The organism is Streptomyces sp. NPDC058864 (assembly GCF_042742985.1).
In the GTDB taxonomy this organism is placed as follows: domain Bacteria; phylum Actinomycetota; class Actinomycetes; order Streptomycetales; family Streptomycetaceae; genus Actinacidiphila.
Genome location: NZ_JBHYMQ010000101.1, coordinates 1 through 21,428, shown reverse-complemented (window position 1 = coordinate 21,428; position 21,428 = coordinate 1). Strand labels below are relative to the sequence as shown.

At 70.3% G+C, this 21,428-nt stretch carries 13 protein-coding genes and 3 pseudogenes; 9 read left to right on the top strand and 7 right to left on the bottom strand.

The annotated features are described in order from the left end of the window. Positions 1-608: 608 nt before the first annotated feature. Entirely contained in the window at positions 609-1,181 is a 573-nt protein-coding gene (locus ACFW3D_RS39220; protein WP_500512931.1) for a GNAT family N-acetyltransferase, read from the bottom strand. Positions 1,182-1,825: 644 nt separating this feature from the next. Between ACFW3D_RS39220 and ACFW3D_RS39215 the strand changes: the two genes are divergently transcribed. Together ACFW3D_RS39215 and ACFW3D_RS39210 are read left to right on the top strand one after the other, a co-directional pair. Next, the gene (locus ACFW3D_RS39215) at positions 1,826-2,758 is read left to right on the top strand and encodes a hypothetical protein (protein ID WP_500512929.1); all 933 of its coding nucleotides are present in this window, start codon (positions 1,826-1,828) and stop codon (positions 2,756-2,758) included. 298 nt (positions 2,759-3,056) lie between these two features. Next, entirely contained in the window at positions 3,057-3,575 is a 519-nt protein-coding gene (locus tag ACFW3D_RS39210; protein WP_500512927.1) for a DUF2716 domain-containing protein, read from the top strand. A 23-nt stretch (positions 3,576-3,598) separates the two neighbouring features. On the opposite strand, the pseudogene ACFW3D_RS39205 reads toward ACFW3D_RS39210, so the two are convergent. After that, positions 3,599-3,907 (bottom strand): annotated as a pseudogene (locus ACFW3D_RS39205) (transposase); the annotation flags it as partial. A gap of 778 nt (positions 3,908-4,685) precedes the next feature. On the opposite strand from ACFW3D_RS39205, the gene mobF reads away from it, so the two are divergent. The 3 genes from mobF (at position 4,686) to ACFW3D_RS39190 (ending at position 12,228) form a co-directional block, all read left to right on the top strand. Then, positions 4,686-9,869: a MobF family relaxase gene (mobF, locus tag ACFW3D_RS39200; RefSeq protein ID WP_500512925.1), complete on the top strand. Its 5,184-nt coding sequence runs from the start codon at positions 4,686-4,688 to the stop codon at positions 9,867-9,869. Between the two features lie 773 nt (positions 9,870-10,642). After that, positions 10,643-11,818, top strand: coding sequence for a helix-turn-helix domain-containing protein (locus ACFW3D_RS39195; protein WP_500512933.1), 1,176 nt, complete (start codon positions 10,643-10,645; stop codon positions 11,816-11,818). After that, complete coding sequence (locus ACFW3D_RS39190; RefSeq protein ID WP_375816692.1) at positions 11,815-12,228, top strand: hypothetical protein; 414 nt, start codon at positions 11,815-11,817, stop codon at positions 12,226-12,228. The genes ACFW3D_RS39195 and ACFW3D_RS39190 overlap by 4 nt, the downstream gene beginning before the upstream one ends. A 443-nt stretch (positions 12,229-12,671) precedes the next feature. Here ACFW3D_RS39190 and tgmC read toward each other — a convergent pair whose 3' ends face one another. The 5 genes and pseudogenes from tgmC to ACFW3D_RS39165 all read right to left on the bottom strand — a co-directional run bounded on the left by tgmC (position 12,672) and on the right by ACFW3D_RS39165 (position 17,767). Continuing rightward, positions 12,672-13,793 (bottom strand): ATP-grasp peptide maturase system methyltransferase, encoded by a 1,122-nt coding sequence (gene tgmC, locus ACFW3D_RS39185; RefSeq protein WP_500512923.1) that lies wholly within the window; start codon positions 13,791-13,793, stop codon positions 12,672-12,674. Then, a pseudogene (locus ACFW3D_RS39180) lies at positions 13,790-14,062 on the bottom strand (ATP-grasp ribosomal peptide maturase); the annotation flags it as partial. The gene tgmC and the pseudogene ACFW3D_RS39180, both read right to left, overlap by 4 nt. A gap of 1,199 nt (positions 14,063-15,261) precedes the next feature. Further along, positions 15,262-15,660, bottom strand: a complete 399-nt coding sequence (locus ACFW3D_RS39175; RefSeq protein ID WP_500512921.1) for a hypothetical protein — start codon at positions 15,658-15,660, stop codon at positions 15,262-15,264. A gap of 119 nt (positions 15,661-15,779) precedes the next feature. Further along, on the bottom strand, positions 15,780-16,460 hold the full coding sequence (locus tag ACFW3D_RS39170) for a hypothetical protein (protein ID WP_500512919.1): 681 nt from the start codon (positions 16,458-16,460) through the stop codon (positions 15,780-15,782). Positions 16,461-16,585: 125 nt separating this feature from the next. Beyond that, on the bottom strand, positions 16,586-17,767 hold the full coding sequence (locus ACFW3D_RS39165) for a helix-turn-helix domain-containing protein (RefSeq protein ID WP_500512917.1): 1,182 nt from the start codon (positions 17,765-17,767) through the stop codon (positions 16,586-16,588). A 132-nt stretch (positions 17,768-17,899) separates the two neighbouring features. Between ACFW3D_RS39165 and ACFW3D_RS39160 the strand changes: the two genes are divergently transcribed. The 4 genes and pseudogenes from ACFW3D_RS39160 to ACFW3D_RS39145 all read left to right on the top strand — a co-directional run. Continuing rightward, positions 17,900-18,439, top strand: coding sequence for a flavoprotein (locus ACFW3D_RS39160; RefSeq protein WP_500512915.1), 540 nt, complete (start codon positions 17,900-17,902; stop codon positions 18,437-18,439). A gap of 233 nt (positions 18,440-18,672) precedes the next feature. Beyond that, entirely contained in the window at positions 18,673-19,557 is an 885-nt protein-coding gene (locus ACFW3D_RS39155; RefSeq protein WP_500512913.1) for a DUF6083 domain-containing protein, read from the top strand. Positions 19,558-19,691: 134 nt separating this feature from the next. Next, the gene (locus ACFW3D_RS39150) at positions 19,692-20,153 is read left to right on the top strand and encodes a DnaB-like helicase N-terminal domain-containing protein (RefSeq protein WP_500512911.1); all 462 of its coding nucleotides are present in this window, start codon (positions 19,692-19,694) and stop codon (positions 20,151-20,153) included. 53 nt (positions 20,154-20,206) lie between these two features. Next, positions 20,207-21,340, top strand: a pseudogene (locus tag ACFW3D_RS39145) (UvrD-helicase domain-containing protein); the annotation flags it as partial. Positions 21,341-21,428: the final 88 nt, after the last annotated feature.

Here is a 21,428-nt window from a genome sequence, read left to right as displayed (position 1 = left end):
AACATCACCCGCAGCCGTCTCGGACGCCTCACCCGCCAAGGCTTCCTCACCCAGCCCGGACGAGGCCGCTACCAGAAACGGACTTAACGACCTCTCAGACCAAGGTGCCCGTCAGCTGCCGCAGCAGTGGCACCCGGATGTGACCCAACTCCGCGCCCCGGCCATGATTTCGTGCGCTTGCGGCGGATGATCGAGCCGCCCCACACCGTGGTGGACAGCTGGCGCACCCCAGATCGGTCGCGACTTCCCCGGACACCGGCCCAGCGGTACGCCGAAGGAGAGACGCCGGTTTGGATAATGCCCTGTCCATGCGAGGCCGGGGCACGTGCCCGGGGATACGGGCGAACAGTGCCAGAGGTGCGGGGTGACTTCGCTCACCGGTGACGGCAGCAGTTGTTCAGTGCTTCGGAAGGCACCCGGACCGCAGCGTGTTCGATGTTCACGACAAGCGATAGCACCCGAGTACGCAGACGAGAATGTTGCCGCTCCATGCTCCAGCGGTGCGGATGGTCGGGATCGGTGGGGCAAGCCAAGACGTTGAGCTCGCCGGAGCGAGCCACGGTGACCTCGGTGGAGGTTGTGGACTGAAAAGCGGGTAAGTCTGGGTCCTATCGGCCGGCCGTCGGCGTGCTCGTCGGGGGCCACTCGCGGCGGAGGAGGCCGAAGACCCAGGAGTCGGAGACGTCGCCGTTGACGACGCAGTCCTCGCGGAGGGTGCCTTCGCGGACGAAGCCGAGCTTGTCCAGGACCCGGGCGGACGCCAAGTTACGGGTGTCGGTCTCGGCCTGGACGCGGTTCAGGTCCAGGGTGTCGAACGCCCACCGCAGGACGGCGTGCGCGGTCTCCGTGGCGTAGCCGTGGCCCCACGCGGCGGCGTCGAAGACGTAGCCCAGGGATGCGCTGCGGAAGTCCGGGTTCCATCTGGTCAGGCCGCACCAGCCGATGAACGCGCCGTCGCAGACGCGGTCGACGGCCACCCGCGCTCCCGTGCCTTCCTCCTGGATCGTCCGGCAGGTCGCGATGAAGCGCTGGGCGCGGTCCGGTTCGGTCCACGGCGGGGAGTCCCAGTAACGCAGCACGTGGGTGCTGCTGTGCAGCGCGTACAGCGGCGCCGCGTCGGCGTCGGTGAACGGCCGCAGTCGCAGGCGAGCGGTGTGCAGCTCGGGGGTGGGCAATGTCATGCGGAGCATCCTGTCGCGTCACGCTCGCCCTCGACGATCCGTTTACCCGGGCGGTCGGGGGCCCGTACGTCCCGGTGACGCCGAACGCTCCGCATGGGCGGCGAGTCCGCAGTCCCTCGCCGGCATGGCGCGGCCGTGGCGCCCCCGGGGACGTCGACCGGCCTCGTCAGTGGACCTCACGAAGTCCTTTGAAGCGGAACGATGTCGGGGGCGCCGCGGGGGACAGGCGGACCGGCGGCGCCACCAGGGAGTGCTCGTCACGTGGCGGCCTGAGGGACCGGGCGTGCAGGGGAGCCAGTCGTGGCCGTGGTGGCCCGGTGCGCGCCGCAAGGTGACGGTTCGGCCGTGCATCGGACTGCCGTGAGCGGGGTGCCTGCCGCGACGCAGGCTTGACGGCTGCAAGCGGGCGTGATGGTTCGCGGGGGTGTCCGTCCACCCCTCCCTGATGGGAATTCCTGAAATCGGCCAGGGCCGCTTCGTCGCCTCACTCGGTCCGGCGCTCAAACGGGGTGAGGAGCTTAAACGAGCACCGCGCGCATTCCCGGCCGGGGGCACCGGTTCGTGGAGTGTGCCGGTCGGTCGGACGGTCAAGGCCGCCATCATCGAGGTCCCTGTCCCTGTCACCAGCCGTCTACGCTCTCGGCATGCAGCGCAGCGATGTCACGCGGGACGATGGTATGTGGGTGGGCCTGTCGCTGGACGTACAGGGCCGCCACCGGCCGGGGCTGTGCGTGTTCAGTGCCGGGCAGCGGCTGCTGGTCTCCCAATTGTCGCGGCCTGTGTTGCTCGCCGTCGTCGACGAACAACTGCAGGGCGTGGACTTCTGGCGCACTGATGAGTACCGGTCCTTTGTTCCGCCGCTGCGTGCCGATGTGGGGCGCGCCCTGGCGGGCAGCCCAAATCGGTGGGCTCACCGCTTTGCCCAGTACCTCATCGAATCGGGGGACAGCCCGTTGCACGAGGGCCGGTGGCTGCTCTCGTGCGAAAGTCCGCTTCGGGGCTGGCGCCACGCCGACACTTCGCATGCCGAGTACTGGAGCTCCATGCTCGTCGACGGCCATCCGAGCGGATACATCGACTGGTTCGTCCATTCTCATTCGTGGGAGATCCTTCCGCTGCGGCCGATGCCCGATGCCGACGACGGCCGGGTCAAGGCGTACCGCAAGCAGACCCGTGAAGGGACGCTCCCGCCCGTCCTGTTGTGGTGGGTCAGTGGCCTTGACTGCCATCTGATCCTGGACGGTCACGCGCGGCTCGCCGCGGCGATAGCCGAGTCCGTCGAGCCTCCGCTGCTGCAGTTGCACCGCACGGTGCCGCGCGATGACCGCGCTGCGCGCATCAATGAGGCCGTGGGCTTCTACGAGAACGAACTGGCACGCTTCGCTGAACTCCGGGCCGTCCACGGCCCGACCGTCCCGGACGGCGCCACTACCGCCGGCCCACAGCTCGTTCGCGTCCTCCACGACCTGGACATCGCGGAACAGCCTACCTGGGCCTGGCCCCTACCCGGCAGGGAGGAACAGTGGCGTCGCATCGCAGGCGAGGTGACAGCCGGTCAGGACTGGCCCGGTACCTGAGCCGTGCCGGTTCTCTCCCGCCAACCGATACCGCCGTACCGCCAGGGGTGCCTGTCCCAGGCACGTGCTCTCACGGGGACGCGGGCTTCGGCGCATGCCGTCCTGAGCAGTCGGTCCGAGGCCGGGTTGGTGCACCCCGCCCCTGGACCCGGCTGGCTATCCGGCGACGTGGGGAGATCCATTGGGCAGGTCTGGGTTCACCGTCGAGCCGGAGATGGCCGATTTCAAGGTTCTGTCCGCGCTTTCGTGACCGATCCAGCAGGTGATCTTTCCTCAGGCGAGTCGATAGGATCGACCGATGATGGAAGAATCCGTGGCCGCGCTGCCAGAGGCTGAGTACCGACGCGTCTGGGACCGCTTCTACGAGGAGTTCAGCTTCCAGCCGAGTGTGAGTTCGCTCAAATGGCCGGCCATCAAGGAGCCCGCCGCGTCGGTCACCTGGAGCCTGGCGACGCTTCCCGACGAACCTGAATACGAGCGTCTGGACCGCCTGGTCGAGGTGGTCCAGCAGGGCCTGGCCTCCTGCATCGGCCCGCAGGGCACGCTGTTCGCGCTCGACTGGCAGCACACGTCGTACCGCTTTACCCCGCAGGAGGTCGGCGGCCCTGGGCAACCGGCTTGGCCATTGAGTCCGTACCCCGACGGGGACTACTACATCTACCTTTCCGAAGACTTCCGCATGGGCAGCTTCGGGCATCCTTGGGAAGAGTCCCTCTGCCTGTTCGGTGAGGTACTCCTCGACGCCGTATCAACGGAGGTCGATAAGGTTCTTGGGCCGTCGATCCGCCGGGGCGGCAAGGCAGTAGATCCCACCTGAGCTTGAGTTATGGTTCGTGGCCTTGCGAGAACGCGTGCACGTAGCAAGGCGAACGAGGCGCGTCCGTACATGCTCCTTTTGAGCAGGTTCACGCGGCAGACATGGCCTTCAACGACTCCTGAGCTGTATGGCAGGGTCAGACCGGCCGCCACCGCTTCGAAGTCCTGCCGCAGGAAGCTGCCGAACGATCTGATCGGTCCGAGGCTGGATTGCTCTGCCTCCAGGATCCAGAGACCGAGCATCGTGCCACGGCGATGCCGCACCAGATCCGTAAAGGCGCGAGCTAACCCACAGGCTTCAGTGATGTCGGGGCCGGCCGCGGGCAGCGCCATGGACCGGCGACCACGCCCGGACCCCGTGGTCCAGGTGGTGCTGGGCCGCCTGCCCTCCCTGCGGGGCGTGATGCCGGTCTGCTCCTCCAGTCGGCTGCACCGTAGTTTGAGGTCGTCGCTCGTTACGGTGCCGGGCGTTGTACGCCCCCTGGCGCGGTAAGCAGGTCCGGGCGGCCCGGTAAGGCTGCGCGCCCCGGGCGCTTTGTGACGGGCAGCCGTACATGCCCTGTGGGGACGAACGGGTCTTCTTCCGTCCGGCTGCGGCGCCCCATGAGAGCTCCTGTGCAAGCCCTCGTTCGGCTCGCCCGTCAGCTCCCGGCCGGCGGCGCGCTGCATCGGCTTTCGTCCGGGGCGTCATGTCGTGGGTCGGGGCAAGGGTGACCGGCTGCGACCTGTGGGGGTGCTGCGCCGTTTGCTGTGTCGGTTGGTTCCGGCGGTGGAGTGTCCGGGGGTCCTCGTTGACGTGCTTGTGGTGCTACGGCCGTGGCTGGGCGCGGGTGCCGGGGCGTGCTGGGTGAGGCGGCGGTGTGCAGGCGGTGACCGCGAGTGCGGGAGCCCGGGGGAGTGATGTGGTGGTGGGGTGGTGGGTGGGTGGTCCCCCGGCTGGGTGCGGGTGGGTGGCGTTCGCACCTCTGGCACTTGCGGGGGTCGTCGGTGGCGGGTGGGGGGCTGGTCCCGTCGGGCGGAACGCCAGGCGTGATCGTTTCCGGGGTGGGGGGAGGCGGCCTGGCTGGGCCGTAGCGGGTGGTGATTGCCGTGGTGCCGTGGCTGCGTGGTTATGACGTGCAAGGCCATCACAGCCGCGGGATATGCCTACTACCGGCGCAACATCGCCAAGGGCGATGGGGCGCGCGGTGGAGGGGTCGCGGTGTCCTCGAGCATGCCCGGGGTGCCGGCGGGGCAGTGGCACGGGCGGGGCGCGGCGGTGCTGGGGCTTGCCGGGGAGGTGAACGAGCCGCAGATGCGGGCGTTGTTCGGGCTGGGCATGCACCCGGACGCCGAGGCGATCCTGACGCGCGAAACACGGGCGGGCACGACGAAGAAGCAGGCGTGGGAGGCGGCCAAGCTCGGCCCTGCGATACCCAGCCTTGCGGAAGGTTCGCCGTTGGACCGGCAGATCGAGCAGGTGCTGCAGCACGCGAGTGAGCAGTTGTGCCGGCCGCTGACTTCGGCCGAGGCCAAGAACCTGAAGATGCGCGTGGTCGCGCGCGCGTTCCGCGCCGCGTACCGGCGGGCGCCGGACGACGGGAAGGAACTCGCCCGGTTCCTGGCCGAGCGCACCGGTAAGCAGCGGCAGGCGCGTACCGGGTATGACCTGACGTTTTCGTGCCAGGAGTTGTCGCTGTTGTTCGCGCTCGGCGACGAGCAGGTGCGCCAGGTCGTGCTCGGGGTGCAGGGGCAGGCCAGGACCGAGACCATCGAATGGATCGAGGACCACGCGCTGGCGGTACGCAGAGGGGCCGGCGGACCGGCCCAGTGGCGGGCGAGGCCTGGGGTGCTGGCGACGGTGTATCTGCACTACGAGTCCCGGGCCGGGGACCCGATGCTGCACGAGCATGTCGTGATCAGCCCCCGCGTTCAGGGCCCGGACGGAAAGTGGCAAAACCTCGATGACCGCCTGCTGTATCGGGAGATCGTTTCAGCCTCGGAGCTGTTCAACCAGCGGGCCCTGGAACTGCTGTGCGCCCGGTTGGGGTTGCGGACCGAGCCGGTGGAGGTGACTGCCGGGCAGCGTCCGGTGATGCAGGTCATGGGCATCGAGCCACGGCTGCGACAGTTGTTTTCCCAGCGCGGCACGGCGACCCGCGGCCTGGCCGACGGCTTGCTGGAGGACTACCAGCGCCGACACGGCCGTCAGCCCGGCCCGGCCGCGCGATACCGGCTGCTGGAGCAGGCCCGGGTAGACACTCGGAAGGCCAAGCCTGCCGCGCGTTCACTCGATGAGTTGCTGGCCGGTTGGCGGCGGCGGGCGATCGCCGCCACAGACCAGGCGACGGTGGACGGTGTACTGCGGGCAGCGCAGGCTGCTGCCCGTGAAGCGACCGCTGTCCGCGGTGGCGGTGAGAAATCCGCCGCCGGGACCGTCGCCGGCTCTGAAGCAGTTGCCGTCCGCACTGTCGGTGCGGCGGCGTTGGGTGCGGGGTCTGGGCCGGGCGGTGACCGGGTGGTGGTGGATGTCGCCGGGGCGGCCGCCGAGGTGCTTGCCGAAGTCTCCGCGCACCGCGCGGTTTTCCGCCGCCGCCACGTGCTTTCCGAGGCCCGCCGGTATCTGGCCCGCACTCTGGCCGGTGCGACGGCTCCGTTCGGTGCCGCGGACGCGATCGCCGACCGGGCCTTGGCCGATGCGGACTGTGAGGAGGTGACGCCGCCCGACCTTCACCCCGCGTGTCCGGAATTGACCCGCGCGGACGGCGAGAGCGTCTTCCGGTCGATCGGGTCCCGCGCCTACACCACGCGCTCGCTGCTGGCGGCCGAGGAGCGGCTGATGGCCGCCGCCGAAACCCGCGTGGTTCCACCGGTCGAGCGGGGGGTGTTCGCGGCCGTGGCCGCGCAGTATGGCGGCCGACTAGATGCCGGGCAGCGTGAGCTGGCCGCCGCCTTCGCCACCTCGGACAAACTGCTGCTGGCTGGGCTGGGGCCGGCCGGGTCGGGGAAGACCACCGCGATGCGGCTGCTCGCGGGCGCGGTGGACGCGGCCGGGGGCCGCCTGATCCCACTCGCACCCTCAGCCCGTGCCGCAGCAGTGTTGGGCACCGATCTTGAGCGGCCCGCGCACACCCTGCACTCCTGGCTGCGCCGGCGCGAACTCGCCGCCGAAGGCCTCCTGGCCGGGGAGGCTTTCGACCTGCGGCCGGGCGATGTGATCGTGGTCGACGAGGCCGGCATGGCCGGCACCCGCCTGCTGGACAAGGTCCTGGCCGATGCCGCCTCGGCCGGGGCGGTGGTGCGGCTGCTCGGCGATCCCCACCAGCTGGCTGCGGTCGAGTCCGGCGGGGCGCTGCGCCTGATCGCATCAAGCGGGGGAGTGGTCGAACTGGACCGGCTGCACCGCTTCCGCACCCAGGGGGAAGCCGGTGCGTCCCTGGCCTTGCGGGACAGCGAGCACCCCGAGGAAGCGTTCGCCTGGTACCGGGAGCGGGGCCGTATCATCGCCGGCACCCCACGCCGGATGCAGCAGGCCGTGCTCGCCGCGTGGGCCAAGGACACTGCGGCCGGGCGCAGTACGGTGATGACGGCCGCCGACACCGCCACCGTTGCCGCGCTCAATGCCCGGGCGCAGGCCTGGCACCGCTCCCGCGGCACCGTCACCGAAGGCCGCTCCGTCGCGTTGCGCGGGGGGCTGCGGGCGTATGTCGGCGACGTTCTGGTCACCCGCCGCAACGACCGCCGACGCACCGTGCGCGGCGGCCTCGACTTCGTCAAGAACGGCGACACCTGGACCGTCCAGAGCATCGAGCCCGGCGGCGCTTTGGTCGTCCGCCACACCGGCCACCGCGGCCGTGTGCGGCTGCCGGCCGGCTATGTGGCCGCGCACTGCGAACTGGGCTATGCCTCCACCATCCACCGCGCCCAGGGCATGACCGTCGACACCTCCCACGCGCTGGCCACGCCTGGCTCCACTCGCGAGGGTGTCTACGTCCAGCTGACCCGCGGCCGGCACACCAACTGCCTGTACCTGGCACTGGATTACGACGGCCAGGACGTCTCACGGGTGCTGGAGACGATCGCGGCCCGGCGTCGCACGCAGGTGTCGGCGACCGAGACCACCGCCGAACTGCAGCAGCGGGCCATCGACCCGGCCACGCTCGCCGCGCAGTACACGGACGCCGCCGCGGCGGCTACCACCACCCGCCTGGCTGTCGTCTTGGAGCAGGCCCTTGGTGCCGGTCAGGCCGCCGCAGTGCTGGCCGCGGACGCCTTCCCCGCCCTGAGCCGCGCGCTCCTTGATGCCGAACGCGCCGGCTACGACCTGCCCGGCCTCCTCGCCCACGCCACCGCGCCCGGCCCGGATCCCAGGTCCGGCCCAGAGCCCCTGCCGGGTCCGGGCTCTATGCCCCGCCCAGATCTGGTGCCGGGCGCGGACTCCGTGTCCGTCCGGAATTCCGCGGACGACACCGTGCCTGCGACTGGCCCGGATTCCACGTCGGGCCCGAGTTCCACGATCGGTCAGGATCCGGCCGCGGTCCTTGTTCAGCGCCTGTACCGCCTGACGCGTGCCGAACAGGCGCAGCAGGCCGAGCAGGCTGGTGTGACGGCCCGGGCCGGGCAGGCCCCGGCGGCTGCCCCAGCCGCGGCCTCTGCCGCCGCTGGGCGGGTGCTGGCCACGCTGCCGTCGCACCGGCTGTACACCCTCATGGCCCGGGCCGCGAGGCTGCGTGCGGCCGCCTACAGCGAACTGCAGGCCGCCGACGCCGCGGTCAGCGTACTGCCGGTCCCGGTCACCACCCGCACCGGCCGCACCCATCCGGCGTGGCCGCACCGCCCTTACGGCCCGCTCACCCGCGCCGAGCTCGACACCCATCTGGCCACGGTCCGCGCCGCATGCCGTGCTGCCGAGCGCACCGGCACGCCCTTGTCGCCCGCCGCCCGCAACACCGTTGCCGCGCTCACTGCCGAGGACGCCCTGCGCAGCGCCCTGCCCTGGCGGGATGCGGCGCGTGAGGACTGGCAACGCGACCGCACCCCGGACCTGTCACAGTCCTCGCTGGACGCGGTACGCCGCCACCACCGCACCCGCGCCTACGAGACCGATCAGCGACTGCGCCACGCCCTCACCGTCCTTACCGGCGCCGATGCGCTCTCCGACGCCTTCCACGCCGAGCTGCGCCGCCGCCTGGGGCAGCCGGGCCCGTGTGCGCAACGCCCCCCGCATCCTGCCGACATACCAGACTGGGTCGCCGACCGCACCGCCCAAGACCACCCCGACACCCCCGCCCACTGGCGCCACCACCTGACCACACGCCACCGCATCCTCAGCTGGGCCCTCGCCCATCGCGGCGGTACGCTCGCCGACTCGCTCCCGGTCTGGGCCAGGCCGCTGGGCCCGCTCCCGCCCGCCGACTCCATCGAGCGCCGCACGGCCTGGGAGCTGACCTGCGCCCTGACCGAACTGTGGCGCACCCGCCACGCCATCACCGCGGTGCCCGGTCTCGGCCCGCGCCCGGACGACCCCGTTGACGCCGCCGCTTGGCACGCCATGACCGCCCGCATCCACGCTCTGACCACCGACCCCGGCGCCGCTGCCCACACCCAGGCCCCCGGCGAGCCAGCCCCGGCGCTGCTGCCCGCGCCCACCGCCCGTCCCAGCAGACCACCCGCCGCCCCCGTCCCCATCCCGCTGCCCCCACCGCCGGTCCCGCCATTGAAGCTTCCTGCACCGCCGCCCGTCGCGGCTCCGGTCGTGCCGCCCCCACCGCCTGCACCGCCCCTCAGCCTGCCGCCCAGCCCCGCCCCGACCCATCCGCCGCACCCCAGTCCGCCGCCCACACCCCCAGCCTTCGGCGACCGAGACGGCGTGACCGCCAGCCACGCCACCCACACCGTCCACGCCGCGCTGGCCCGCCGTGCCCTGGCCGCTGCCCTCACCGGCGGGCCCGCCCCTGAAGCCTGGATGGAGAGCATCCCGGCACCGGACCCCGGCAACCTCAGCGAGCTGGACGACTACACCCGCCTCATCGCTGCCATCACCGACTACCGGCGGCGCCGCAACCACACCGGCCCGGACATCCTCGGACCCTGCCCCACCGATGACAGCGCCCGGGAATGGAAGCGCCTCACCGACTTCCTCAACCGCTACAGCCACACCCGCGTCCAAGCCCGCTTGAACGCCCTGCGCCGGCGCAGCGCCGCCCGCACCGTCGGCGCACCGCACGAGCCCGGGCCCCGGCCGCAGCGGCCACCGGTCTCACCATCTGGCCCATCGGCGCCTGACACCTGCCCGGCCCCGGGGCGGCGTCCATGATCCCGTGCGTCGGCCTGCTCTTGTGTTCACCCTCTAACTGCCAAAACTGGGGCGAGGGGTTGGGATCGGGCTGAAGGGATGGGGGTCACGGTGTCATAGCGCGGGTTTCCGGATTCCTGTGATGGTCGCGGCTGGTGGCGTTGCCGCGGTTGCAGAACGTTGCGTCTCGTCGCCGGTGGACACGACTTGTTGTCGGCCTGGTGAAGGGGTACCGGCAGTGTGGGGGTGTCGGGTGCCGGATTTCGTCGAGCGGGACGTCCTCCCCAATCTGCGTGGCAGGGCTTGGGACGTTGCTGCAGCACCGACGTCCGGCCTCTCTTTTGGCTGGTGCACTGCTGAGGTGACAACGACCTCCAGACCCCTTGCGTCGGCTGGTGATGGCTATTGCCGTCAAGCCGCGCTCTGCCTAGCGGGTGCGGATCCTGCCCGTACCCGCCTCGCCGCATGGTCGGCCACCCGTCCGTACATCTGGCCAAGGAGTGTGCGGTGAACTGCCTGCTTAACTGCATGCGCCAGCACCCCCTGCATGCAGCCAGCGTCCTGATCGTTCTCGCGCAGCTTGTCACGGTGGTCCTGGCTGTCGTCTTGTGGCGCAGCGGATTGCGCGCCGCGGATGCGTAGCTGCGGCACCCGAATGTGCAGCCCAGCAGCGGCAGGCCTGGGCGGGCAGGCGTCGAGCCGAAGACCAACTGGTGTGGACACACCCACTGCGATCCCCCACCCCACCCAACCCGAGACGAGATCGAGTGAGCGTAGAAGCGGTGAAATGGGCGATGGATGACGCGCCGATGCTGCTTACCGACAAGGGCAAGGCGGACACCACGGCACGTCACGTCTTGCAGGCCTTGGCCGAGCACGCGCACGCGGACGGCGCAGGCGCATGCCCCTCGCTCCTGCGGCTGCGGTACCGGACAGGTTTTGACCGACGGACGGTGCAGAGGGCACTGCGGCGCCTTGAGGTCGCCGGGCTGATCAAGGCCACCGGGACCGAGAAGGGTCGCACTGTGTGGCGCATTGACCTGCTGGCGAACCGACCGCAGTCCGACTGGGCGGCCCTTGAGGCCGAGGATGCCGCGGAACGGGAGGCAGCGGCTGAACGGCAGCGGCGATCCCGTGCAGAGCGCGTCACGCACACTGACGACGTGACGGCAAGGCCTGTCATGGGCGTAGGACGTGTGACAAGCGGCAGAGTCACGGATTCTGCGTACGCACGTCACGGATTGGACGTGCGTGACGTCACGCACTCTGCGTCCGCACGTCACGCACTCAACGCCGCCCAAACCATCAATGAACCACCAGAGAACCAGTACCCTGACGGCCGTAGGCCCGGTACAGGTGGTGGGGACGAAGGCGTCGGCGGCTTTGCCGCGTCTGACAAGCCCGGGGCAGATCGGATTCCCCCGGGCGCCATCAGCGGCGTCATCGCCGCTCGCCCGGGAGCACTGACACGTCGTCTGCCGGACCTGGTCCCCGGCGCCATCGTCGACGCCGTCAGCGCGGAGTTCCGCCGAGGCGTCGACCGGGACGTCATCGTTGCACGGATCGCACGGCGCTGGCGCGCCCACGGCTACGAGCTCGACACCGACACCGAGGGACGCGGCGCTGGCCTGCGCCACCCCGTTGGCGTCGCCATCGCCCTCGTCCGTCGCGGCGCCTGCACCTCGCCGCGCTGCGATGACGGCTGCGACCTTGACACTGGCGAGGCGTGCCGGACCTGCGAGCGGGAGGCGGAGGACCGCTCGAAAGCCGCGGGGGCGCCACTGCAGGGGGCCTTCTTTGCGGCCGTACCTGGCACGGCGGCCACTCTGCCGCCCGGGCGCCCTGCCGCGGCCCCTGCGCAGCCCATGAGGACGTGCCGCGGCTGCGAGCGACCGTCCCGGTCGCTCCCAGACGACGGCATCTGCATCGACTGCCGTGCGGACCGTATGGCCGTAGGGGGTGGGGCGTGAACCGCGCCCGGGTCTCCGACCTCGGCCGCGCGCTCCGCGTCCTCGGCGACTACAGCGAGCAGCTCGTCCCCGCCACGGCCACCAGCGAGCAACTGCAGCAGATCCGCGAGGACCTGCAACGGGCGCTCGGCCTGGTCACCGACGCCGGCGGAGCCGCGCACACCACGAAGTGCCGCCAGCACCCGTCCGGTGCGGTCGAGCCCGGCACCGACGGCGGCTGCCTGATCTGCCTGCAACGGCAGGGCCTGGCCGCCAAGGCCGTGGCGGGGAACGCGCCCGCCGAGGCCGTGGCGTCCGCCATCGAGCAACTCGGCGAGCGGGCCGCCGTCGGCCTGTACGGCGGGCACGCAGTCGCCCGGGTCCTCAACGCCGCCCACCCGCGGCGTGCCGTGAAGGGCCCTTGCGCGTGACGGGCCGCCCGCTCCGCTGACCGGAGCTGACAATCGCGTGCTTCTGGTGGAAGGCGCCGGCCGACTCCTATGCACCAACCAGCGCGGCACCAAGAATAGGTGGGACGGCACGCACGAGCAGCGCCGCGCGGCCTGGGTCATCGCCCAAGCCGGCTGCCCCGACTGCTCCCATCCGTGACCCTGCCGCGCCGCCACTGCAGGCCCAACCCTCACCGGCGTCCACGCCTCGCAAAACGCCGAGACATGCAACCAGCTGAGAAGAAACACCCCGAGCCGCCTGTCCTCCTCCGCCTGCACCGCCGCCCGACGCCGCGGGGGAGTGCCAGGTCTTGCCCCGGGTCCCCTGAGGGCTGCCGTGCACAACGTGGTGCGAGCATCGCGGGCCCGCGCACCGACTGCCGTCAGCGCGCGCCCTGGTGCACGGTTGGCGCTGACCCCCTGCATCATCGGGCGTGAGGCCAAGAGTAGAAGTGGTACCCATCGGGGGTGATCAAGATGCGGAACTGGTCCAGGCTAGGGGATCCATCGTGGAGCCACTCCCGCAGGCGGTCTTCGATAGGGTCCCAGAGGGAACACGGGCCGCCTTGGCGGACCCGCCAGCCGCGCTGGTAGGGCTGGAGCAGGGCCCAGCTTCCCGCGTCGGTGTCTAAGAGCAGCTGGCCGCGGTTGCCGAGATTGAGGCGCTGGGCTGCGGGTGCTGCGGTCTGGGCGACGAACCGGGCTGTCCAGTCGTCCAGGATGCTCGCGTCGACCATGGTGTCGCGTTCGGTGCCGCCGTCGGTGTCGGGGAGCATACCCGGTGGCGGGGGCTGGTGGGGTCGGGCGAGCATGAAGGAGACCTGCCCGCCCAGGAGCCGTCCGGTGGCGCTGCCGTCGTCGTGGACGGTGAGACGGGCCAGCTCCGAGGCGTGCATCCACCCGCCCACGGCGGCGAGGACCTGGCCGCCGGGGCGGGTCTGGGCGATCCACTGCTCAGGGAAGGTGAGCACGCCGCAGGTGGCGATGACCCGGTCATACGGGGCGCCGTCCTTGTGTCCGGCCAGACCGTCGCCCGTGATCAGATCGGGGGCGTGGCCGAGGGTGGCCAGCGTGGTCGCGGCCCCGGCCGCCACCACGGAGTCGACCTCCACTGAAGTGACCAGGCCGTCGCCGATGCGGTGGCACAGCAGGGCGGTGGAATAGCCGGTGCCGGTGCCGATCTCCAGCACCCGCATGCCGTCTTCGATCTCGAGGTCTTCCAGCATGCGCACGACCAGGCTGGGCAGGGTGCTGGAACTGGTGGGCTGGCGCAGGATCCGGCCGTGGATGTCGCCGGGCACGATGGTGCCGGCGATCTGGGTGACCAGCGAGACGTCGCTGTAGCAACCGGACAACCAGCCCTTGTCACCGGGCATCACCGGCTCCCACGCGGTAGGAGCCGAATCGTGTACCTGGCGGAAGAAGCCGCCACGCAGGAACTCGTGCCGCCCGGTGACCGCGACGGCCTGCCGCCACTGCGGCGAGCGCACGCTGCCGCCGACCGTGAGCTGGTCCAGCAGTTGCCGGCGCAGGTCCTGCTCGTTCATGCGGTCTGCCCCTCCAGTAGATCGGCCATGGCTGCCACCAACGGCAACCCGGTCTCCGGCTCCAGCCAGGCCCACTGACCGGAAGGATTGCATTCCAGGAACCACCATGCCCCGTCGGCGTCGACAGCGAAGTCGAAGGCACCGAAGACCAGTCCGCACCGGCCCAGGTACCGGTGCAGGGCCTCGGGGATCCCCTTCGGGGGCTGCACCACGGTATAGGTGAGGCGGCTGTAGTCGGTGCGCCAGTCCAGCAGGCCGGAGTCGATGCGGCTGTCTTCCGCGGGCTTGGGCAGGGAGCTGGGTGGTGTGGGGGCCACGCCGAGGCCGACACGGCGGGGCGTGTCCACCGCACCCGCGGGCGCCAGGTGGCGCGCGGCCGAAGCCGCCGCAGCGTTTGCGATGGCACAGCTGCACCTGACCGCAGGCACGCCCGTTGCCGATGAGCCGCCAGCCACCGGGCCGCCGACAACAGCCCGCCTCGCGGTCAGCCCCACGGGGCCGTTGTTCCGTCATCGCACCACCACACGTCTGCTGGAGGGCCGCCGGTACAGTCCACGACCAGCGGCGACACACAACGCACCGGTTCCGCACCCCGGGCCGCAGTGGGACTCATAACGGGCGCTCCCTGCGGCTCGGACACGTTCGCCGCCTGTGGTGTGGCCGTGGCACAGGCCTGGCAGGTGTCAGCCAGACGCCACAGCCGCCCTCCCGCGCAGCGAGCCAGTACCAGCCGGACCAGACCGTCACACCCACGGTGACGCGGATGCCAGCGGCAGCCGCACTGGCCGCACTGGCACGTCCGCAAATGCGCTGCCAGCGGTGCCGCACGGACGTGCAGCACCAGGTGCGCCACGACAGCGCCACGCACCGATTCCGTTCCTGGGCGGCTAGAAAGCCGGCCGCATTCCTCGCACGTCATGGCCACCTCCGCCCCCATGGGCCGGACTTCCACAGTCCACGCCCGTCGCAGCGGACCCGGGCTCGTGTCACGCTGCATAAGCCGACGCCCCTTGCCCGGCGCCCGGCCGTCGGCCTCCAGCGGGCTTCTGGGCGGGGAGGCAGGCGGCGCCTGCTCTCGCGTCCCTGCCGGACCCTGCCCCGGCAACCGAAGATGCTTCTCGCTGAGGTGGCAGGGGCCCAGGCCGTTGTCGCAGCATGCAGATGCCGCCGGATCGTCGACCGAGTCCGGAGCCCGTGGCACTCGCCACGGCGGCGCGAAGGGCAGTCCGGACGGACGGCAGCAGTGTTCCGGCTGGGAGCCGAGGAACAGAAGGGAACACGGTGTCTTCCAAGGTCGTGGAACCGATGTGCCCGCCACGCGCGCCGGGTCATCATCCGGGCAGGTTCGCCAGCGCGCGGCGGGATGGTGCTCGACCCGGTCCTTCCTTATGGACGGGTCGTTGGCCCCCGGGCAGGGGGCCGAGGGCGGCCTCCCCTGCAGGGGGACGAACCGATGGGTTTACTGGTGTCAGGCAGCTTCCGCGATGACATTGGACGTACTCACGGCAGATGAGGCACCGTCGTGCTGCGCGGTTGCGACCTGTGCCCACAGCAAGGGGAGAGCGGCGCTGTTGCCGAGGAGCCAGACCAGGCCGAGGACGCCGAACCGGTGCGGCGCTGGCCGGCAGTTCCGAGGTGGCGCGGCCCGGTGCGTGGCGGGCTTCTCGGCCTGGCGAGTGGTGGTGCGTAAGGCTGTCACCGGCGACATGAGGTTTCCTTCGGGGATCGGGGGGAGGACAGGGGTGTAGGGGCGTTGGAGCGCGGCTGCGGTGGCGCGTTGGTTGATCAGGCTGGCCACCATGCAGGCCCGGCATTTTGCCAGCGCCGCAGGGGAACCGGCGGCATACACGGTCACGATGGGGGTCACCGGGGCGTCGACTATTCCGCACAGGAGGCACGCACCCGTTGTCCATGGGCGGCCGTCCAACAGCAAGGACTCGGTGCTGGTCAGCTCCGGCAGCTCCGGGGCCATGCCTGAGCCGGGGTTCATGAGGGGATGAGCGGCATGGGTGGTGTTCCGGGCAGTAGGGGTGTGCCCACCAGGCGCATCACCGGGCGCGGCAGGTCCGGACGGAAGCGGCTGAGTGCATGTCGTAGACAGTCCGCATCGACCGGGTGACCGAGCCGTCGCGGCCTGCGCCAGTGCGGTCCCGGGGCGGTGCGGGTGCCGGATGGCGGCAGGAGGATTTTGAAGGGGCCGCCGAAGCACAACCCGTGCGCATGTTCCCAGGCGTGGACGGTGCCGGGCGGCACAAGCCACATCAGCGCGTCACGCTCGTAGTTCGCGATGACCGGACCGCAGCCGTCGGTCTGGTGGCGGTCCATCCAGCGCAGCATTCGGTCGCCTGTGTCGCCGAAGGTGGTCAGCACAACGTCGAAGTCCGCACCGCACAAGGTCTGGGTGCAGCCGGCGTAGGCGCTGCCCGTGAGTCTGCGCATTGCAGCCGCAAGGTCGCTCATGTCCGCCACAGGCGTTCCGGCTGCCGAAAGCTCGGGACGGTCCGGGCTGGGAGCGTCCCTTTCTCTGCCAGCCCACTGCTGCGTGTACTGCGGCTCGGCACTGCGGGTGTGGGCCACGGTTTGTTCGAGGTGGCCACTGGCGAGCTCCGCCTGGCGTGGTGCGAGACGGTCGTCGACGAAAGCGCTTGGCCTTCCCACGGCGTTCATGTCGGTTGCCCCCGGCGTCGGTGTCTGGTTCAGGTGCTTCCAGAATGCGGACGCCGGTTGTGCCTAAGTGTCACCGTTGGGTGACACTCGGCTGTGCTGGCCGTGACACCAGGTAGGGCCGGGGTCTACAAGCCGATCCACGCGGCGAGGTTGTCCAGGGCGTCGGGGGTGGTGCGTCGCATGTAGACCAGGCCCGTGATGGTCTCGCGGGCGCCGGGATGGTAGCGGGTCTGCTGCGGGGCAAGACGGCGTGCAGTGATGATCGATGCCAGGGCGGCGTCGGTGCGGCCGGTCTCCATCTGGCAGCGGCCCCGGTCGATGTGGAAGTGGGCTTGTCTGGAGGTCGCCCAACTATGGGGGAGTTCGATGCCTGCCGCCAGGGCGAGGGCCGTGTCGTAGTGGTGGAGTTCGACCTGGGCGGACACGGCATGGCAGGCGACATTCGTCGGACCAAACGACAGCCAGTGGGTGGGGGTCTCACCCGTGCGGTCCGCGCAGACTTTCGCCTGATCCAGATGGCCCTCGACAAGGGCGGCGTCTCGGGCACGGGCGGCAATCACGGTGGCACCCAGGTGAAGCTGGCCGGTGACGGCCAAGGCGTCGGGGGTTGGTTTGGTGTTGGCGGCCAGGCGATGCCCAGAGGCGATGAGGCGTAGTCCGATGCGGTGCTCGCCTTCGCGGTGGTAGACCAGTGCGCGCATGTACTGGCGGACCGCCGCCAGCAGGGGATCGCAGGCGCGGTCGGCGGCCCAGGCCATGCGATCCAGGGCGATCGTCGACAGGTCGAAGTAGCCGAGCTTGACGGTGATGTCGTGGGCGGTGCGATAGGTCGATCCGAGCGCGCGCCACAGCGCGGTCGATGGCATGCGGTATGCGGCGGTGGTGAGCTCGGCGATGACGGCTGGCAGCAGCGTCGCCGCAGCGTTGAGGCGCGCGGCGCGGACCTGACGGCACAAGTCGTCAGCAGCGGCAACCAGTTGATCGGCGGGGCGCACGGGCAGATCAGGGTCTGCTCCCAGGTCGTACAGATCCAGAGACTCGCGGATCGGCCGAATGAGCCCTTCGAGCCGGTCCTGCTGGAGTTCCGTCACGTAGGGCTGCCCAGTCAGGGTGGTGACATCGAGACGGAGCGCGCGGGCGACAGCCGCGACGAGGTCTGGGCTGGCGGGCTTGTGGCCGGACTCGACTTGGTGCACGAGGCTGTAGGAGTAGCCGATGGTTTGGGCGAGGCCTCGTTGGGTGAGGCTGGCGAGCTTTCTGGCGGCGGCGATGCGCGTACCGGTGTGCTCGTGGTCACCTCTGGGCATCTCTGACCTCCGTTCCCTGCAGACACCTGGAACAGTACCCGCCACACGTTGGGTGGGATCTGTGATCGCTTCGACACCTGCCGTCAGTACGGCCGATTGCGCGCAGTGGATCACAGGGGGTTGGGTGGGGGCATGACGCGCACCCTGTATCTGTTCGCCAGCGCTGCCCCGCCGGTCTTCGACATCACGAGTGTGATCGATGTTGCGCAGCGGCGTGGCTGGGACGTGTGCCTGGGGCTCACGCCGACTGCAGCACGGTGGCTGGACGACAGCCTTGAGGGGCTCGCGGCGCTCACCGGGCATCCCGTGCGGTCGCAGTACAAACTGCCCGGCGAGCCGGACGTGTGGCCACCTGCCGACGTCATCGTCTTCGCACCAGCAACGTTCAACTCGGTGAACTCATGGGCGCTGGGGCTTACGCACCACTTCGTGATCGGAGTCGTCGCCGAGGGTATCGGTAAGGGCGTCCCGATCGTGGCGATGCCGTGTGTGAACGCGGCTTACGTGCAGCACCACCAGTTCGAGGAGAGCGTCGCGAAGCTGCGAGCGATGGGCGTGACCGTGCTATACGGCGACGGCGGCTTCGTACCCAATCCGCCAGGGACGGGAAAGCCCGTCGAGTATCCCTGGCACCGGGCGCTCGACGCCGCAGCGGCCGTGGTCGAGACATAACCAGAGTCGGCCTGTTCTACCGGAACACGGCAGCGGTCGCAGAAACGGGTGATCGCGCGGGCACGCGGCTGAGCGCGGCTGGAAGCCCGAATGAGGGACGCGGCCGAAACGGCGACCAGCACCGAACGCACGCACGGAGAGGCGAACGCCAGGACGACCGATGCGACCACCAAGGTGACGTGAGCGGCCTGGTCAGCCGAGTTGCAGCGTGTCGGCCGTCATTGTCTGCGGTCATGCGCTCGACGAACAACTCCTTCGCTGACGACGGCCGTGCCTGGGACGGCAGCCGCAAGAATTACCGGCCCCGCCGGTTCCTGCGCATCGCCGAAGACAGTCCCAGCCGACTGCTGCGCACTGCGCAGAGCGCCTGGTGTGATTTCTGCGGGAACGCCATTGAGTGGTACCAGCGCCCCGGCAGTACCGCTGTTCCACTGCATCCGGTAGAGCTGCCCGCAGGGTCAGTGCCGCCGGGAGAGCGCTGGCACGTCACTTCCGGTGTCGCTCATGCTTCCCATGACGGGAGCGCGTGGTGCCGGGTGCGGCACCACGCCTTGTGTCCGGCCGGTCCGGCTGGCAGCCGCAGCCCGCTTCTGGAGGAGATCTGCCGGGCCCTCGCGTTGAACTCCCGCCGCCTGCAAGATGCCGGACTCTTCACACCCCGGCCCGAGCAGTCACCCCAGGCCGCGCCGAATGTGCCTGTCCGACCGGTCGTGCGCATCATCTGCGCGCGCTATCTCGCCCCCGGCCCTCTAGAGGAACTCCAGTGTGTGGCCCAGACCCGCGCCCGCCGTCGCTGCTCCCTACCTGTCCTGGATCCCGAGGCCCTGCCCGGCACGTGGCGGCTCGAGCTCGTCGATCCGCTCCTTCGCCCCGGCGACGGGCACCTGCCGGCCGACCCGGAGGTGATGGCCCTGTACGACTTCACGGGATTGCCGTACGCCGAACAAATGCGCTGGCGTGCCCAGCGCTGTACCGCGCACGTCAATGTTGGCAATGCTGCGGACAGCGCTCTGATTGTCTGGGAACCCTTTGACTCAGTCCGCCACCGTCAGTACATCCGCAACCGACTTCCTGCCCCGTCGCTGCGAGGACCCGCCCCGGGCCGTTGCCCGGGGTAAACCACCTGCCCTCGGCCGGTCGCTTAGCTCGGTGCCCCACTGGGGCAAGCCCGGCGGCCTCTATTGCCACACCTCGCGTGCAGCTCTCGCTGGGGCAGCTTCTTTCCTGTCTCCTGGCCATCTCGGAGGTCCTTATGTCCATGACCGTGATCGGTACTTCCGACCCGGATCAGCCCTCACCTGGGCATGCCCTGTGCGATGAGCACGCCGAGCGCATGGTCCTGGCGGCTCTTCTCCACGACCGGCGGTTCACCCATTACCTGGTGGCGTTCCTTCGCGCTACGTTCTTCAGCAGCCCCGTCCACAAAGACGTCTACTGCGCCATGGACGCGGTTCGCAGCCACAACGAGCCATTCACCCCGGCAGCTCTTGCGGCCGAACTCGATCTACGGGAGCACGCCGGGAAGGCTGATCACGCACAGGCCGCGGAGCGCCTGGTCCATGACCTTGCTCGTGCCGCGGCACCAGCGGGAGAAGTTGTCCCGCACTATGCAGCGATCATCCGGGATCTGGCCTACGTGCGCCGCCGTGCAACCGTGTACCCGACGGTCTGCCACCGGCCGATGCACGGCTTCCTCGTTGACGACGGCACCTGACCACCCCTGCGCGCCCCTGTCGCGCCCTCACGGATCGATGAAGCTCAACGATGCTGAAGCCCACTGACGAACAGATCGCGGCCGCCGACGCCTTCGCCACCGGGGACCACCTGGTGATCCAGGCCGGTGCCGGCACGGGTAAGACCACCACGCTCACCCAGCTCGCGGCCAGCACCTCACGCCGTGGCGTGTATGCGGCGTTCAACCGGTCCATCGCCCAGGACGCCGCCGGCCGCTTCCCCGGCACGGTGCTGTGCAAGACCGCGCATTCCCTGGCCTACGCGGCTATCGGCCACCGCTACCGTGCCCGCCTGAACGGCCCCCGGCTGCCTGGTCGGCACACCGCCGACGCGCTCGGCATCACCAAGCCCATGCGCATCGGCAACCGTGTCGTGTGGCCGGCGACTTTGACCTCTACGGCGCAGCGCACCGTCACCCGATTCTGCCAGTCCGCCGACCCCGTCATCGACCACCACCACGTGCCCCCGCTCCGTGGTCTGGCGGCAAGCCTGCACGCGGAACTCGCCCGGCGCATCCTGCCCTACGCCCGCGCCGCCTGGGCCGACCTGCAACACCCCGACACCGGCGCCGTCCGCTTCGAACACGACCACTACCTGAAAATCTGGGCCCTGTCCGACCCGAAACTCTCTGCCGACTTCGTACTCCTGGACGAAGCCCAGGACACCAACCCCGTCCTCGAGCAGGTGCTGCTCAACCAGCGCGGCCACGCCCAGCTGGTCATGGTCGGCGACTCCGCGCAGGCCATCTACGGATGGCGCGGCGCGAAGGACGTCATGACCGGCTTCGACGGCACCTCCCTGTCACTGACCCAGTCCTTCCGCTTCGGCCCCATCCTCGCGCTGGAGGCCAACCGGTGGCTGGCGATCGCCGACGCCCCGATCCGCATGGAAGGCACTGACACGATTCCCACCGAGGTTGGCAAGGTGACGAAGCCGGACGCGGTGCTGTGCCGCAGCAACATCGGCGCCATGGCCCAGATTTTCCGCTTCCTCGCCAGGGGCCGCAGGGTCGCGCTGGTCGGGGGAGGCCAGGCCCTGCGCGGCCTGGCGCTGGCTGCCCGGGACCTGCAGGACGGGCACCGCACCTCGCATCCCGAGCTGGTGCTGTTCACCTCCTGGGGCCAGTTGCAGGACTACGCCGAACACGACCCCGCAGGCAGTGACGTTTTCTCAGCGGTGATCATTTCCAGGTTCCGTTGAGGACGAGGGCGGCGCGGGCGATGTCGCCGATCCGGCTCGGGCTGAGGGTGACGTA

Coding starts and splice junctions, on each gene's coding strand:
- ACFW3D_RS39165 (WP_500512917.1), bottom strand. CDS start 17,767: ATGCCCAGAGGTGACCACGAGCACACCGGTACGCGCATCGCCGCCGCC.
- ACFW3D_RS39195 (WP_500512933.1), top strand. CDS start 10,643: ATGGATGACGCGCCGATGCTGCTTACCGACAAGGGCAAGGCGGACACC.
- tgmC (WP_500512923.1), bottom strand. CDS start 13,793: ATGAACGAGCAGGACCTGCGCCGGCAACTGCTGGACCAGCTCACGGTC.
- ACFW3D_RS39170 (WP_500512919.1), bottom strand. CDS start 16,460: ATGAACGCCGTGGGAAGGCCAAGCGCTTTCGTCGACGACCGTCTCGCA.
- ACFW3D_RS39220 (WP_500512931.1), bottom strand. CDS start 1,181: ATGACATTGCCCACCCCCGAGCTGCACACCGCTCGCCTGCGACTGCGG.
- ACFW3D_RS39210 (WP_500512927.1), top strand. CDS start 3,057: ATGATGGAAGAATCCGTGGCCGCGCTGCCAGAGGCTGAGTACCGACGC.
- ACFW3D_RS39155 (WP_500512913.1), top strand. CDS start 18,673: ATGCGCTCGACGAACAACTCCTTCGCTGACGACGGCCGTGCCTGGGAC.
- ACFW3D_RS39150 (WP_500512911.1), top strand. CDS start 19,692: ATGTCCATGACCGTGATCGGTACTTCCGACCCGGATCAGCCCTCACCT.
- mobF (WP_500512925.1), top strand. CDS start 4,686: ATGACGTGCAAGGCCATCACAGCCGCGGGATATGCCTACTACCGGCGC.
- ACFW3D_RS39160 (WP_500512915.1), top strand. CDS start 17,900: ATGACGCGCACCCTGTATCTGTTCGCCAGCGCTGCCCCGCCGGTCTTC.
- ACFW3D_RS39215 (WP_500512929.1), top strand. CDS start 1,826: ATGCAGCGCAGCGATGTCACGCGGGACGATGGTATGTGGGTGGGCCTG.